Below are 15,942 nucleotides of genomic sequence, written 5' to 3'. Positions count from 1 at the left end.
TAATTTAACTTACGGGTCGAGAAGTGTCAACCACTTTTTTTAAAAAGGCAACTGCAATGCGATCTCGATTTTTTTGCCTTCATATGATACATTATGTATCAACACATCTAAACAATTCGTAAGGCAGGTGCTGATTAAATTGCTTGTCATCTTATTTAAGAGGTTTGGAAAGTTACGTTCGCTATCGATGGGAGCGCTAATATTGGGAGGCGTGCTGCTGATCGGGGGCATTGGCTACGAACTTTTAAGCAAAAGGGAGCCTCATACATCAGCGGCCATCAATGAGAATGAGAGGGCGCTGGACAGACCTTATGCGGACTGGAGGCAACAAGAGGTTCCGTTCGGCGTCTCCTCGATCGATCTCGCGCCATGGCGTTCTTACATGGATACATGGGACGGCAGCCGCTTTCTCGATACGCTCGGCGTCGTGCTGAACGGCGTCAGTCCGGAGGAAGCGGATGCGACCGCCCAGCTGCTGGCGGAATCCGGCATACGCTCGGCCCGGATCGAGATCGGATGGGGCAATATTTCGTTCGATAACGAGACCTTGTTCAATGAACCTCAGGGCAGCCGATTAAGAACCATCCTTTCCGCGCTTAAAAACCATCGCATCCGGCCGATCATTCTGCTTAACGCGAATGCCGGCAATCCCGTCCCCAGCAAGAAGCTCAAGCTTCGGTTAAAGAAAAACGCTTCCAAAGGAAGCAAGGAAATTTACGTAGACAATGTGGCGGGCATCGTCCCGCATTATACCGGCCTAAGCGGACAGGCCTACCAGACGATGTATCCGGTCGTGACCGCGGTCGACGCCAAGACCGGCAAGCTGACGCTCTCGGCTCCGCTTACAAATGCGCTGAAAGCCGGCGATTTGCAGCTGACGCGCCTTAAATACCGCCCTTTGTCGGGGACGCAATTCTCGAACGGAAAAGAGAATCCCGCCGCGCAGCAGACCTTGGCAGGCTGGGGCACATACTTGAGCACCGTAACCAAAGCCGTCATGCGCGCGCTGGGGACGGAAAATAACGCTATGGATAAGGGCTTCGATCTCGAGGTTTGGAATGAAATGACGTTTGGCAGCCAATTCCTGGATATTGGGAACTATTATAACCCAAAGCTCCAATTCACCCAGTATCCCGTCTATGCGATCGGAGACCGCAAAGCGACCGGAGGCGAAGTATTGCTCCCGATCACGGTCGCATTCGCAGCGCAAAAAAAGTTGTCGGGCGTCCGGGTCATAAGCGGCTTCTCCAACCAACGTCCCTGGGAAAACGGTACCGAAATTTTCGACGGGCAAGCCGGATTCAGCAGGCACTATTATACGGGCTACAGCGGGCAATCGACGTTCGCCCATACCCCGCAGACCGACAAGAGGAAGTACGTTTCGGCGACCGGAAAAATTAACGTCGGGGCATCCGATTATTTGCCTACGCACACGTACGCAATGCCGGAATATTGGTTTTATGCCTATCATACCGAATATGTCGTGCGGGATCTTCAACCTTATCCCGGTCCGTTCGTCAATCATGGCCGCTACGCGAATCCGGGAAACGGGGAGACCGCCGAGGTGTGGATGACGGAAACGAATTGGTGGCGGAGTCCGTTCGCCGACAAGCTGGCCTTGCAAACCGGAGTCAGCAAAACCGACATGCGGCTCCGCTCTCTCCTGCAGCAGATCGGCGCCAAGGCCTCGCTTCGAATATTCACGTTCTACAGCCATAAGGGCGTGCAAACCGTCGAGCTTTATTCCGCCAAAGGCGGGGATTCAAATTACGGTTTGATCAATGACGCGTTTTTCGAGGAGCTCGGCAAGAACGGCTTTAAGCTGACGGACAGAGCCCGCATGTTGGCCGGCCCTCAGATTGCTGCCATCTCGCGCGTCTCCAAGATCATGCAGCAGGGCCGGAAGATTGAAAATCCAAGACCTCTGCAAGTCACGGGGCTGGTCGAGGAGAAGCCGCGGATCGCGATTCCAGGCAACGGTACGGCCGACCATCCGGATACTTATCATGCCGATGATTTCGCCGTCTTGCCGTACCAGCTCGACGCCAACAAATTCGCAATCGGTTTTTACGTCGTCACGCGCGACCTGACGCGGGAGTGGCAGTCCGGCAAGTCTGCGCTCGACCCTAGCAAGTATGCCATGCCCGCTCAAAAGTATAAAATTTCTTTATCCAACATCGATGGCGAAGGCGCGGCGGTATATGCGTACGATCCGATGACGGATCAGCGTATTCCCGCGCGTATTGTAGAAGGAACGTCACGTACGATGACCGTCGAGGTAGAAAGCGTCGATTATCCGAGATTTTTAATCGTGGAAGAAAACAAAACGAGCGTCGGACCCTTGATCGATCAGGTCAAGCTCGCGAGAGAAGCGCAAGAAACCGGTCTTTCATTCCGGGTGAACCGCGCGGGTACCGCCAAAATTACTTGGGGACCTTATCCGATCAGAACCGGCGGCATGTTTACGTTAAGCAAGTATGAGAGCATGTCTGCGCCATCCCCCGTTTCCAGCACGACCGTGTCCATGATCTCCAGCCAGAAGGCCCCGTTAACGAAAGGCATATGGGTGTTCAAAGGTAAAATCGAACCTCGCTTTACGGAGGATTACGCCTTTATCGCGGACACGAATTCTTGTAAATTCTCGCTCATGATCGACGGCAAATACGTGTTAAACGGCTGCGGGAAGGATAACGTTAAGAACGGATCGATCCGCCTTGCGGCAGGCCAAGCCTACGAGATTACTTTTACGATTGAAAATATCCAGGATAAGTCTTTGGATTATACCGTTTACTGGGCGAGCGCCAGTCAGTCCAAGGCGCCTGTCTCCAGCATCGGTTCAGGCACGGACACGATGGAGTTGACCGTGGACGCAGGCGCCCCCGTCAGCGTGGCGCTGCCCGGATTCAAGGTTGGGGACGGCGTGAGGATCGCTTTTAAGTCCGACGAAGAATCCGTGGAGACCCGCTTCCCTCAATGGGATTATGACCCTAAGGGCGTGCTATGGCCTTCCGGCTAGTACATGCGCCGTGGACCTGCTCCCCCATCCCGAATACCGTAGAGTAGCCGGCAATTTCGGCCACTTCTGGATAGGCGGGAGATGTGATGAGATCTATGGTCGGATATGTAAATGTCCAGGACCACGGGGCGCTGGGGAACGGCGTGAATGACGATGCGCCCGCGATCGCCAAGGCGATAGCCGCAGCGCTCGGATCCAACGTCGGGAACTTGCCAAGATCGGCTGGAATTGTTTTTTCTCCGGGACGCTATCGCTTAGGATCCGGCATCGAATTCCCGCCAAGCCTATCTCTATTGATCGAGGATCAAGCTACGTTAGCGCCCGATAGCGGCGTGACGGTATCCATTCTAAGCGAGATATCGGCGGGACTCTATCCGATATTCGGCGGAGAGGGGCAAATAACCGGACCGTTGGGCGTGTCGGCCGTGTATCCGCAATGGTTCGGCGCTTCGGGCAGCAGGCAAAGCGTGAAGGGCTCGATCGGCAAAAACTCCGATCAGTTGAAGCTGCAAAGCAAACTGGATTTTCGAAATGGCCAATATGTGTCCATTCCGGACGCCCAGCCCTGCCGCGCTGAAGCGCCTTCCAAGCTACAGGCTGCCATAAAAGGGCCTGCAGGAAAATCGAGCTATACCTACAGCGTCGTTGCGTTGGACGATACGGGCGGCGTATCCTCGGCATCGACCGTTGTCGTCAAAAACGCGCCTGCCGCGATGACCCCGCTTAATGCCGTCGTATTGAGCTGGTCTCCTGCATCGAACGCCGCAGCTTATGCCGTATATGGCAGAACCGCCGGTACAGCCAAGCTGCTCGCGCGCGTCCTGAATCCGACTTGGACGGATAGCGGCGCGGCCATTCGCAGCGATGCGCCTCCCATACCCGCGCAGTTGCCGGCATTCGGTTCATTTGTAGCTCGCATTATCGGCGGAGGCGGCACCACGGATCTCACGTTGTCCTCCCCGTCTCCGACAGCAGTGAATAAGTTTATCGAACACGACGATACCTTGCCCGTCAAGCGTGCATTAGCCGTGGCTGGAGCTACGGGAAAAGTTACGTTTCCTCAGGGAAACTATCCGGTCTGGGATACGCTCTATTGCCAAGCTGCGGCCATTGCGGGCGAAGGGACGGTCAACCTGTTATTTAAGCCCTATGCGCCGTATGACTTGAAGCCTTGTCTGGAGATCTCCAGCGCCAATACGCTCGTATCCGGCGTCGGCGTCGGCAGCGGCAGGGAAGCGTATTCTCTGAATGCGCCTACATGGGCGGACCCTTCCTTGTTTGCCGGACAATACTACGATATGTTCGTTACGGGAAGCAGCGGCATACGTATCGTCGGATCCGCCAGACCTTCATTTCAAGACGTACGCACGGGTTCTCTTAAAGTAGGCATCCTGCTGGACAACGATGTCGGACATGTTTATTTCTACGATTGCATGCTTACCGGATTAATCGGCGTGTACTGCAGACGCAACACGGGAGATTATTACTTTGAAGGCTGCAATATGACGGGCGTATTTTGCGGACTGCTGTTTGGCGTTCAATCCGTTTCCAATCATAGCGGGGGCTTTGGCGCCCAGCTGAATCGCGTTCATATGGGTTTTGCACCGTATTCGATTTACCAAGCGATCGATGACGCCGATCTGTACGCCTCCGCCACGTCGGTTTTAGGGCTGGGATGCATTTTTAATACGGTCCAGCATGAACAGATCGGAGAGGCGGCGATCAAGCTGCTTCCTAAATCCGCTTCGAAAATCTTGGTGACGGGCGGATTCGGATTAAGCTGGAGCATTAACCAGTACTCCACCCCGCGTCAAGGATGGCAATTCGCGCTGCCGGACAGCTTGCTGCCCGCTGCGCAGCGGCAAAAATATGCGGCGTGGTTCGGTACGCTCAACGACAGCGACGTACCGCGCGGTTCGATAACCGGTAATCTCGTAGCTTCGTCGGCGCCCGGGGCGCTAGGAGCCGTTCGAATCGAAAGACTTGCGACCACCTCCGACCTCGAGGGCCTCTCTCTAGATTACGCTACGATCCTATCCAAAGAACCTTATGCGGAACGTTCGCTTAGTCCTCTTACGCTGCTTCGCGATCGTACGCTCCGCGCCTATAATCAGGTGGTTCGAGGCAATCTGCTGCAAAACCCCGAGTCGCCGTCGTCTTACAAAGCCGCCGGCGGGTCGTTATCGGTCCCCGGCAGTTTACCGATACCGTTAACGGGCGCCATCCGGGAGGAATTAGGCGCATCGCCAAGCCTACTGCAGTTTACTCCGGTCGCCAACGCGTCGCTATGCCAGCTCCAGATCAACCTTTCGCCTACGCCGTATTCGTCGGCAGGAGTGCCTTTATCTTTAAGCCTATGGGCTTATTCAACCTCCCAAGGCGGAATTAACGTCCGATTGAACGCAACCGGCGATACCGCTGCGGATAGTCGGGCTTTTTACAATCAAACCGCCTACCCGCGCGGTTCGTGGCTGAAGATTACGGGCGTCGACGATACGCCTACGGACCAGAACGTTCGCTTCACGCTGATCTCGATCGAGCTCCCGCGCGACCGCCCGACCTATCTCGCCGGTCTCATGCTCTCGGAAGGGCCGCTGGCCGCCTATTCGCCCCGTTACCACCTCGCGGCCGACGACGATCTTGAGTTGGTGCGGCCTGGAGACGGCGTGATCCTGACCTCCCCGGGCGGCAAACGGTTCCGCCTTACGATCAACGATCAAGGCCAGCTCGGCATCGCTCCGGTAAGCTGAATCGCGCGCTCGGCCAGGCCCTTGCCTTCTCTGAGGTAAGGGCCTAACTGCGGACGATGTATATCGTTAGGTTACAAAACGTATACTGGTATAAAAAAGCGATTACAGATAAAATGTGACGTTTCGTATCAATTAATGCAAATGTATCGCCAAACGATTATGATAAAGTTACGGGAGAAAAGGAGGGAATTCGTATGAATATTGGCAGCCGCATCGCCTATCTTCGTGATCAATCCGGCTGGACTCAAGAAGAATTATCCTCTTCCCTCGGCATTACCAGGGCGGCACTTTCACACTACGAGAAAAACAGACGCGAACCGGACACGGAAATGCTGACCAAGTTAGCCGATCTATTTAACGTATCGATCGACTATCTTGTGGGAAGAACACACCAGCCTCAGATGACGTTAGATGCCGAGGTGCGCCAGTTCACCGATCAACTGGAGCTCTCCGATGCAGACCAGCTGCTCGAGAGCTTCGCGCTCACGATCGATGGCCGGCGGCTGTCCAAGGAAGAAGCCAAGCGTTTCATCGCTTTTATCAGGGCCGAGAGGTCCCTGGGCTGAACGCCGCTTTTTCGCGAAGCCTCACGAAAAATCCCCCGCGCCGCTTCGGCGGCACGGGGGATTTTTCCTTTATAAGGTTTTCCCTTGTTTCCGTTTTTCTTCCTGTTCGAAGGCTTCCCATTTGCCGACATCGATGCCAAGCTGGGTAAGAATGGTATGAATGCTAATCTCGACGGGTTGAATCTCCCCGGACGAATCTAAGCGTGGATCCCTCTTCCTCTCCATCTCCGCACCAAAATCCTCTCTCTGGAAAATAAAACCTAATTCAACTAATCATTATTATAAAGGACAAGGAATGCGGAGGGTGTCGAGTGATGTATGTCCGCGAATTTTTTTTATCGCACGGTTCGATCGGTTGCCGGAAATCCCGCCATATCCTACCGGAGTCTCACATTAAAATGTCGGCGGCGCAGGGTCTGAACGATGGGGAAGGTTCCCTCACATCTAAGCAAAAAGTCGCCGAACCCGCGTGTCGCGCGGGGTTGAGGGCTTAGGCCTTCCTGCCTCGGCCAAATCGGCGGGCATGCTCGAACGCGCTCGCGTTACGCCTTTTAAGTATACAAAAAGATACGGAAAAAGCGGTTTTTCATCGCTTTGTTCCGTATCTTAAGGTCTTAAATATCTGTTTAATCCCTATTTTCCCGCTATTTCCGCATGACAGACGCTGTAAGCGGATGTCGTCATAACGCGAAAATCGTCAATTGCCGCCGACACGCGACAGATCGCGCATATTGGCTTCGAACGCCGCCAGCAGCGCTTGCTCGCCGCTCAGACCTTGCGCCTTTACCTTTTCGATCTGCTCCATCATCCGCTTGTAGTCCTTGGGGATGACCTTCACGATCTTCGGCAGCACGGCCTCCCAATCGCCGAGCACGCGCTCGCCGAGCTCGCTGTCCGTGTAGCGGACATGGTTCTCGACGAGGCCGCGCACCTCGGCGATCTCGCGCTCGTCCTCGAGCGACTCCAGGCTGACCATCTCGAAGTTGCACCGCTTGACGAAGTCGCCGTTCCAGTCGACGACATACGCGATGCCGCCGGACATGCCGGCCGCGAAGTTGCGTCCCGTACGGCCGAGGATGACGACGCGTCCGCCCGTCATGTATTCGCAGCCGTGATCGCCTACGCCCTCGACGACGACGTTCGCGCCGCTGTTGCGGACCGCGAACCGCTCGCCCGCGACGCCGCGGATATACGCTTCGCCGCCCGTCGCGCCATACAGCGCCGTGTTGCCGGCGATGATATTGTCCTCAGCCTTGAAGGTCGCCGCCTGCGAAGGGAAGACGGCGAGCTTGCCGCCGGAGAGCCCCTTGCCGATGTAGTCGTTGGCGTCGCCTTCGAGCGTCAGCGTCATGCCCTTCGGAATGAACGCGCCGAAGCTCTGTCCGGCCGTGCCCACGAAGTGGAACGCGATCGTATCTTCGGGCAGCCCGGCCTTGCCGTGGCGGCTCGTCACCTCGTGACCGACGATCGTGCCTACGACGCGGTTCGTGTTCTTGATCGGGAACGTGCCGCGCACGCGCTCGCCGTTCTCGATGGCCGGCATCGCCGCCTGCAGCAGGTGCTGCATGTCGAGCGACTCCTCGAGACCGTGGTTCTGCGACTTGCGGTTGAAGCGGAACGAACCCTCCGGCAGCTCCGGCATGTACAGCAGGTCGGTCAGATCCACGCCGTTCGCCTTGAAGTGCGAGACCGCCTTCTTCGTGTCCAGACGATCCGTGCGGCCGACCATCTCCTCGATGGTGCGGAAGCCCAGCTGCGCCATGATCTCGCGAAGCTCCTCGGCAAGGAAGCGCATGTAGTTGACGACGTATTCCGGGTCGCCCATGAACTTCTTGCGAAGCTCGGGGTTCTGCGTCGCGACGCCGACCGGGCAGGTGTCCAGCTGGCACACGCGCATCATGATGCAGCCCAGAACGACCAGCGGCGCGGTCGAGAAGCCGTATTCTTCGGCGCCGAGCAGCGCCGCGATCGCGATGTCGCGGCCGGTCATCATCTTGCCGTCCGTCTCCACGACGACGCGGTCGCGCAGATTGTTCAGGATCAGCGTCTGGTGGGTCTCGGCCAGGCCGAGCTCCCACGGCAGGCCCGCATGGCGGATCGAGCCGATCGGCGATGCGCCCGTGCCGCCGTCATAGCCGCTGACGAGGATGACGTCCGCGCGGCCCTTGGCCACGCCGGCAGCGATCGTGCCGACGCCGACCTCGGAGACGAGCTTGACGTTGATGCGCGCCTTCGGGTTGGCGTTCTTCAGATCGTGGATCAGCTCCGCCAGATCCTCGATCGAGTAGATGTCATGGTGCGGCGGCGGCGAGATCAGACCGACGCCAGGCGTCGTGCCGCGAACCTCGGCGACCCATGGATACACCTTGCGGCCCATCAGCTGTCCGCCTTCGCCAGGCTTGGCGCCCTGCGCCATCTTGATCTGGATCTCGTCGGCGTTGGACAGATAGTAGCTCGTGACGCCGAAGCGTCCCGAAGCGACCTGCTTGATCGCGCTGCGGCGGGAGTCGCCGTTGGCGTCCGGAATGAAGCGCGCCGGGTCCTCGCCGCCTTCGCCGGAGTTCGACTTGCCTCCGATGCGGTTCATCGCGATCGCGAGCGATTCATGCGCTTCCTTCGAGATCGAGCCGAACGACATGGCGCCGGACTTGAACCGCTTGAAGATCGACTCGGCCGGTTCGACCTCTTCGATCGGAACCGGAGGCTGATCCAGCTTGAAGTCGAGCAGGGAGCGCAGCGTGCGGATCTCCTCGTACTCGCCTTGCACGAGCGCGGAGAACTTCTTGTACAGCTTGTAATCGTTGGACCGCGTCGCCATTTGCAGCGTATGGATCGTCTTCGGATTGAAGAGGTGATCCTCGCCGTCCTTGCGCCACTGGTAGTCGCCGCCGGAGTCGAGCTCGCGCTCGGCGCCCTCCTGCGTCGCGAACGCGCGGGCATGGGCCTTCAGCGTGTCGCTCGCGATCGTCTCGAGGCCGACGCCGCCGATCCGGGACGGCGTCCACGTGAAGTAGCTGTCGATCAGATCGCCGCGCAGGCCGATCGCCTCGAAGATCTGCGCGCCGCGGTACGACTGGATCGTGGAGATGCCCATCTTGGACAGCACCTTCACGACGCCTTTGTTCGCGGCCTTCAGGTAGTTCTTGACCGCCTTCTCGTGCGAAATGTTGCGCATCATGCCCTGACGGATCAGGTCGTCGAGCGTCTCGAACGCCAGATACGGGTTGACCGCGCTGACGCCGTAGCCGATGAGCAGCGCGAAGTGGTGCACCTCGCGCGGCTCGCCGGACTCGAGCAGGATGCTGACCTTGGTCCGCGTGCCCTGACGGATCAGATGGTGATGAACCGTCGATACGGCGAGCAGCGACGGGATGGCCGCATTGTCGGCGTCGATGCCGCGGTCGGACAGAATCAGAATATTGTGACCGTGCTTCATCACGCGGTCGACCGCTTCGCACAGTCCGTCCAGCGCCTGCTTCAGCCCTTGCTCGCCCTCGCTCGCCTGGAAGTAGATCGGCAGCGTGATCGACTTGAAGCCCGGGCGGTGCACATGGCGAAGCTTGGCGAAGTCCTCGTTGGACACGATCGGCGATACAAGGCGGATATGGCGACAGCTCTCCGGCTCCGGCTTGAGCAGATTGCGCTCAGGTCCGACCGTCGTGTAGGTGGACGTGACGATCTCTTCGCGGATCGCGTCGATCGGCGGGTTGGTCACCTGCGCGAACAGCTGCTTGAAGTAGTTGAACAACCGCTGCGGACGGTCGGACAGCACGGCGAGCGGCGCGTCGTAGCCCATCGAAGCGAGCGGCTCGACGCCGGCTGTCGCCATCGGCTCGATGATCTTGCGCACGTCCTCGAACGAGTAGCCGAACGCCTGCTGGCGCTGCTGGACCGTGTCATGGTCCGGCTCAGGAAGCTCGAGCGCTTCCGGCAGCTCCGCGAGATCGACCAGGTGCTCGTTCAGCCATTCGCGGTAAGGGTGCTCCGATACGATCGCCTTCTTGAGCTCTTCGTCGGCGATGATCCGGCCTTCCTTGGTGTCGACCATCAGCATGCGACCCGGACGCAGTCGGTCCTTCAGCACGATCTCCTCCTGCGGAATCTCGATGACGCCGGCTTCGGAGGCCATGATGATGACGTCGTCCCTGGTCACGCAGTAGCGCGCCGGGCGCAGGCCGTTGCGGTCGAGGACCGCGCCGATCTGCACGCCGTCCGTGAAGCCCATCGCCGCAGGACCGTCCCACGGCTCCATCAGAGTGCTGTGATATTCGTAGAAGGCGCGCTTGTCGTCGTCCATCTGCTCGTCGTTCTGCCAAGGCTCCGGCACCATCATCATCGCGCAGTGCGCGAGCGGACGGCCAGCCAGGTACATGAACTCGAACGTATTGTCGAACTTGCCGGTGTCGGAGCCGTCGTGGTTGATGACCGGCTTCACCTTTTCGAGGTCGTCCCCGAACAGCTCGGATTCGAACAGCGTCTGGCGGGCATGCATCCAGTTCTCGTTGCCGCGGAGCGTGTTGATCTCTCCGTTGTGGATCAGGTAATGGAACGGATGCGCGCGCTCCCAGCTCGGGAACGTGTTGGTCGAGAAACGGGAGTGGACGAGCGCGATCGCCGACACGAGCGCCGGATCGTGAAGCTCCGTATAGAAATGGCCGACCTGCTCCGTCGTGAGCATGCCCTTGTAGATGATTTTCTTTGAAGACAAGCTCGGCACGTAGAAAATCTCGCCGTCCGGAATGCCGGAATAGCGGATGGCCTTCTCCGCGCGCTTGCGCAGCACGTACAGCTTGCGCTCGTAGGCCAGGTCGTCGGCGAGCGGCGCAGGACGCGCGATGAACACCTGACGCACGTACGGCTTGACGCGCTTGGCCGAGATGCCCAGCGTGCTGTCGTCGGTCGGAACCGTGCGCCAGCCGATTACGGAGAGGCCCTCTTCCGCGGCGATGCCCTCGAACAGCGCTTCATGCTCTGCGCGCCGGGAAGCGTCCTGGGTCAGGAACACCATGCCGACGGCGTACTGGCCGGGCTCCGGCAGCCCGAATCCGAGCGCGCTTGTCTCGCGTGCGAAGAAATCATGCGGAATCTGCAGCAGAATGCCCGCTCCGTCCCCGGAATTCGGCTCGGCTCCCTGACCGCCGCGGTGCTCCATGTTAATAAGGAGACTCAAGGCCTGCTCGACGATCTCATGCGACTTCCGGCCTTTGATATGGGCGACGAATCCCATTCCGCAAGCATCCCGCTCATATTGCGGATCGTACAGCCCCTGCTTCGGGGGCAATCCGTTCACGAATTGTGTCATGATGAAGGCAACCTTTCTATAGGAAAAATAGGGTGTCGAGAGCCAACGGTTCGACGGCGTCCGGCCGCTGCAAATAAAGTTAGGCGAACGGCAGGCGGGATGCGGCGCGGAATAATATGATCTGCTACAATATTATTGGCAGCGCATTAACGCCCGAATAGTCGAAGGAAAACGGCGAGGAAACGGGAAATCGTTCGGAATTTGCTTCGAAAATTCGTGTAAAACTAATAAATATTCATTTTTATTGTTATGCTATTTTAACATTACCGCATCCGCCATGGCAATTTAATATTTTTATGAAGGCGATAATCAATGTTTGGCTGACCCCGCAGCCCGCCTTCGGGAGGAGAACCCCATGTCCAGCAAGCTTAAACGCCGCTCCGCGGCCCTGCTGCTCGGCCTCGCCGCAGGCGCGCTGCCGACGGCGGCATCCGCCGCGGAAGCCCAGCCCCAAGGCTCGCACGACGCATTCAGAATCGTCTCGATCGGCGACTCTATCACCTTGGGCTACGAGCCCGGCGTCACCCGCGCCGCAGACGTCTACGGTTATGCGGACCGGTTATATGTGAACGCTCTGCTGCACGGACGCGCCGAGCTCGATAACTACGGCGCGCTCGGCCTGCAGAGCGCCGGGCTGACCAAGCTGCTGGAGGGCGCTGCGGCAGGCCGCAAGCTGACCGCCGACGAGCTTCAGGATTATGCCGCTTATGACCCGGCGGCCAAGGCGCAGGCCGATGCGGTGGCCGCGAGGGCGCCCCAGCTTCGGGACAGCCTGGCCGGAGCCGACCTGGTTACCCTGACGATCGGAGGCAACGACTTCGCCGCCCTCGTCCGCGATCTCGTCGGCAAGACCGGAAGCGACGCGCTTGCCGCCTTCGATACCGCTTTTAACGAGAAACTGAATAATTATGCAGAAGAACTGCAAGCCAACCTGCGCACCGTCCGCCAGCTCGCGCCCCAGGCGCGCATCGAAGTCGCCGATCAGTATTCGCCCGTATCCAAGATCGTCGGCGAATCGCTGTACGGCGCTTTGAATGCCTCGATCGCCAAGCTTAGCGCCAAGCTGGACGAGGTGAAGACCGGCCTCGCCGCCGAAGGCGTTCAAGTCGACATCGTGCATATCGGCTCCGTCTTCCTGGGCAAGGAAGCGCAGTACACGCATTTCAGCCCGGTGTTCGGCATTAACGACATTCACCCGACGCAGTCGGGATACGAAGCGTTCGCCCGCGCGTTCGCGACGCCGGTCTGGCCGGCCTATACCGAGGTCGCGCCTTCGGACAAGTCCGCGAATCCCGCTCCGGCCGTCTACGTCAAAGGCAACCTGCTCGCGACGCAGAACAAGCCGCAGCTGAAGAGCAACACGACCTTCCTCGCCCTCAGCGACATCGCAGCCGCGACCGGCGCAGGCCTTAAGTGGGACAATAAGACCAAGACCGCCACGTTTACGCAGAACGGCCGCGAGGTCAAGCTCACGATCGGCGCCAAGACGATCGTCGTGGGCGGCGTCCAGCAGCCGCTGAACGTGCCCGCGTACCTCCAGACGGTCGGCAAAGAAAGCAAAACGTACGTGCCGCTCGCGGCGATTACCCAGGGGCTCGACTATCAGGTCGTATACCAGCCGAAGCTGCATACCGCATTCATTAATTCCTAATTGAACAGTACGCCCGCGATATCCGACCGCGGGCGTTTTTTTCGTACTTATATTAATATCCGGCGCGCGTATACTCATCAGGATGGCACGCAGACCGCGCGGCTATGCAGGCTCGCGGTCCCCCGGCATAGCTTAAAGGCCGCTCCCCCGCCTTGACGGACGGGGAGCGGCCTCCGGTAAGCCGGGGCTTTACTTCACTTTTACGCGAACGTTGACCGATTTGCCGCCGTAGGCCGCCTTGATGGTCACGCTGCCTTTGCCGACCGCCGTGACGATGCCTCCGGTCGCCTTCGCGACCTTGGTGGACGAAGCCGTCCAGGCGGAGTATGCGGTCACGTCGAGCGTTCTGCCGTTCTCGTAGATCGCCGTGATCTTAACCGAGTCGGTCGCGCCGACGGCCAGCTCCAGCGACGTATCGGACAAGGTAAGCTTGGTCAGCTTCGCCTTGACGGTCACCGGTACGCTAAGCGTCTTGCCTTGGTACGACGCCGTCAGCTTGGTCGAGCCTTCGGCCAGGGACCTCGCCGAGCTGCCCTTCACGGTGGCGATCGTCTCGTCTTCGGACGTCCAGACCATGCGCGAGCTCAGGTTGATCAGCTTGCCTGACTTGGTCTTGCCGGTCACCTTGACGCTCTGCGTCTTGTTCAGCGTGAGCGAGAGCGCGGACGGCTCGATCGCGTAGCTCACGTATTCTTCCTCGACGGTAGCCGTTACCTTCACCGTCTTGTTCAGGTACGTGCCGGTCAGCGTCGTCTTGACCGCCAGCAATCCCTTGAGGGATGCATCCTTGACGAGCACGCTCGTGGATGCGGACTTCCATTCGACGTCCGCGCTGATATCGGCTTCGTCGCCGTCTTCGTATACGGCCGTTACCTTAGGCAGCGAGACGGTCTGGCCGATGATGAGGCTTACGTTATCCTGCTCCGGCAGCAGCGTGAGCACTTTTTTGCTCACCGTGACCTCCAGCGTGTCCGTAAAAGTGGATCCGGAAGTCACTGTCGCGGTCAGCGTGACCTTGCCCGTCTTGAGCGCCGTCCACTTGCCGTCGTCGCCGATGCTGACGACCGAGCTGTCGGAGGACGTCCACTTGGCGAGCTTGGTGACGTCCGCCGCGCTCTCGTCCAGCGCGGTGCCCTTGACCTGCGGCAGATCGCCGGTGTCGTCGACGTATACGTCCAGCGTGTCCTTGGCGAGCTCGATCTTGCTGACCGTCGGATAGACCGTCACGGACAGCTCCTTGACCACGCTCTTGTACGTGAGCTTAACCGTGGCGGTGCCCTTGCCGCGCGGCGTGACGGTCGCGGTCGCGCCGTTGCCGCTGACGGAGATCACGTTCAGGTTCGTGGACTCCCACTGCGCGCCTGCGAGCGTCGTGTCCGTCGAGGCGCCGTTCACAGTCTTCGCGGCGATCGTCACGGCCGCGCCGGACAAGGCCAGATGCTGGGCCGCGCTGGGCGTGAAGAGAATGGCTTCGAACGGCGTGCGCACGGCCACGACGGCCGTAGCGGTCACGCCAAGGTAGGTCGCGGTGATCGTCGCGGTACCCGCGGCCACCGGCGTAACCTTGCCGTCTTCGTCCACGGTCGCCACGGCTTCGTTGCTGCTTTTCCAGGTCGCTTTGTCGGTAACCGTTTCATTCCCGCTGGTGGTTTTCAGCGCGCTCGCGACGAGCGGCTTGGCCGCTTCGCCGACCTGCATTTCGAACGGGCCCTTGACTCCTTCTTTGTCCGCGATCGACATGGACTTATAAGGCGAAATGACGGTCAGTTCGATCGTGTCGGTGCGCCCTTGATACTTCGCCGTGATCGTCGTCTTGCCGGCGGCTTTAATCGTAAGTTCGCCTTTGTCGACGCTCACCACGGACGTCTCCGAGGAGGTCCAGGTCGCCTTATCGGACAGGTCATCCGAATCGCTGCCGTTCACGCCGTAAGCTTCGAGCGCGATATCCTGGCCGACCGTGACTTCCATCTTATCGGCGGCGTCCGTCGTCTTACCCGCTTCGCGCAGCTTCAGCGCTGAATAACGGTACTTCGCGGTCAGCGTCACGCTGGCCGAATAGCCTTGGTACTTGCCCGTGACGACGACGTTGTTCGCCTCGCCCGTCGCGGTGACCACGCCCTTGCTGACGGCGACGGCCGAGTTGGAGGATACCCAGGTCGCGTCGTTCGTCACGTTGGTCGTCGTGCTGCCTCCGCTGGAGCTGTCTGTCGTGGTCGCCCACATCATCAGGTTCAGCGAAACGTCGTCGACGTATATCGTCTTCTCGCTGGCGCTCAGCTCGTCGAGCTTGACGGAGGTCACCGTCGCGGCGGCCCAAGCGGCCCCCATGGAGCCGAGCAATCCCGAGATCAACAGTGCGGCCAGAAGCGCCGCCGTCATCCGGCCGAGTCTTCCGGTACGGCGTCGCGGCGGTCTTTGGGTCATCATCATCTTGTGTTTGTTCCTCCTAATCATGTATTGCGTTATCGGCAAAATGGACAGTCTTATTATCAATAACGGCTCGCTCGTCCCCGAAATGAATAAAAACGCGAAAAATCGGGACATTAGTCGCAATAAAACGAAGCGTACCGGGACCCCGCCGCATCAAAAAAAGAGCGATACCCGACCGCTCTAGGCGCACGGGTATCGCTCTATGCCGATGCCAAGGCAGCCGGCGA

At 59.1% G+C, this 15,942-nt stretch carries 6 protein-coding genes; 4 read left to right on the top strand and 2 right to left on the bottom strand.

All coding sequences use genetic code 11. The features are described 5' to 3' along the window. Positions 1 to 202 precede the first annotated feature (202 nt). From PQG80_RS04555 to PQG80_RS04545, 3 genes are all read left to right on the top strand, one after another. The gene (locus PQG80_RS04555) at positions 203 to 3,016 is read left to right on the top strand and encodes a hypothetical protein (protein ID WP_271749982.1); all 2,814 of its coding nucleotides are present in this window, start codon (positions 203 to 205) and stop codon (positions 3,014 to 3,016) included. An 86-nt stretch (positions 3,017 to 3,102) separates the two neighbouring features. After that, positions 3,103 to 5,766 (top strand): glycosyl hydrolase family 28-related protein, encoded by a 2,664-nt coding sequence (locus PQG80_RS04550; RefSeq protein WP_271749981.1) that lies wholly within the window; start codon positions 3,103 to 3,105, stop codon positions 5,764 to 5,766. A gap of 194 nt (positions 5,767 to 5,960) precedes the next feature. Continuing rightward, entirely contained in the window at positions 5,961 to 6,332 is a 372-nt protein-coding gene (locus PQG80_RS04545; RefSeq protein WP_271749980.1) for a helix-turn-helix domain-containing protein, read from the top strand. Between the two features lie 697 nt (positions 6,333 to 7,029). Here PQG80_RS04545 and gltB read toward each other — a convergent pair. Next, on the bottom strand, positions 7,030 to 11,634 hold the full coding sequence (gene gltB / locus PQG80_RS04540) for a glutamate synthase large subunit (protein ID WP_271749979.1): 4,605 nt from the start codon (positions 11,632 to 11,634) through the stop codon (positions 7,030 to 7,032). A 355-nt stretch (positions 11,635 to 11,989) separates the two neighbouring features. Between gltB and PQG80_RS04535 the strand changes: the two genes are divergently transcribed. Next, positions 11,990 to 13,285, top strand: coding sequence for an SGNH/GDSL hydrolase family protein (locus PQG80_RS04535; protein ID WP_271749978.1), 1,296 nt, complete (start codon positions 11,990 to 11,992; stop codon positions 13,283 to 13,285). Positions 13,286 to 13,474: 189 nt separating this feature from the next. Here the strand turns inward: PQG80_RS04535 and PQG80_RS04530 are convergent, their stop codons facing one another. Continuing rightward, on the bottom strand, positions 13,475 to 15,715 hold the full coding sequence (locus tag PQG80_RS04530) for an Ig-like domain-containing protein (protein ID WP_271749977.1): 2,241 nt from the start codon (positions 15,713 to 15,715) through the stop codon (positions 13,475 to 13,477). Positions 15,716 to 15,942 lie beyond the last annotated feature (227 nt).

Origin of the sequence: Cohnella rhizoplanae (assembly GCF_948329515.1) — a bacterium.
Lineage (GTDB): Bacteria > Bacillota > Bacilli > Paenibacillales > Paenibacillaceae > Cohnella > Cohnella rhizoplanae.
This window is presented reverse-complemented; position numbering and strand designations above follow the sequence as displayed.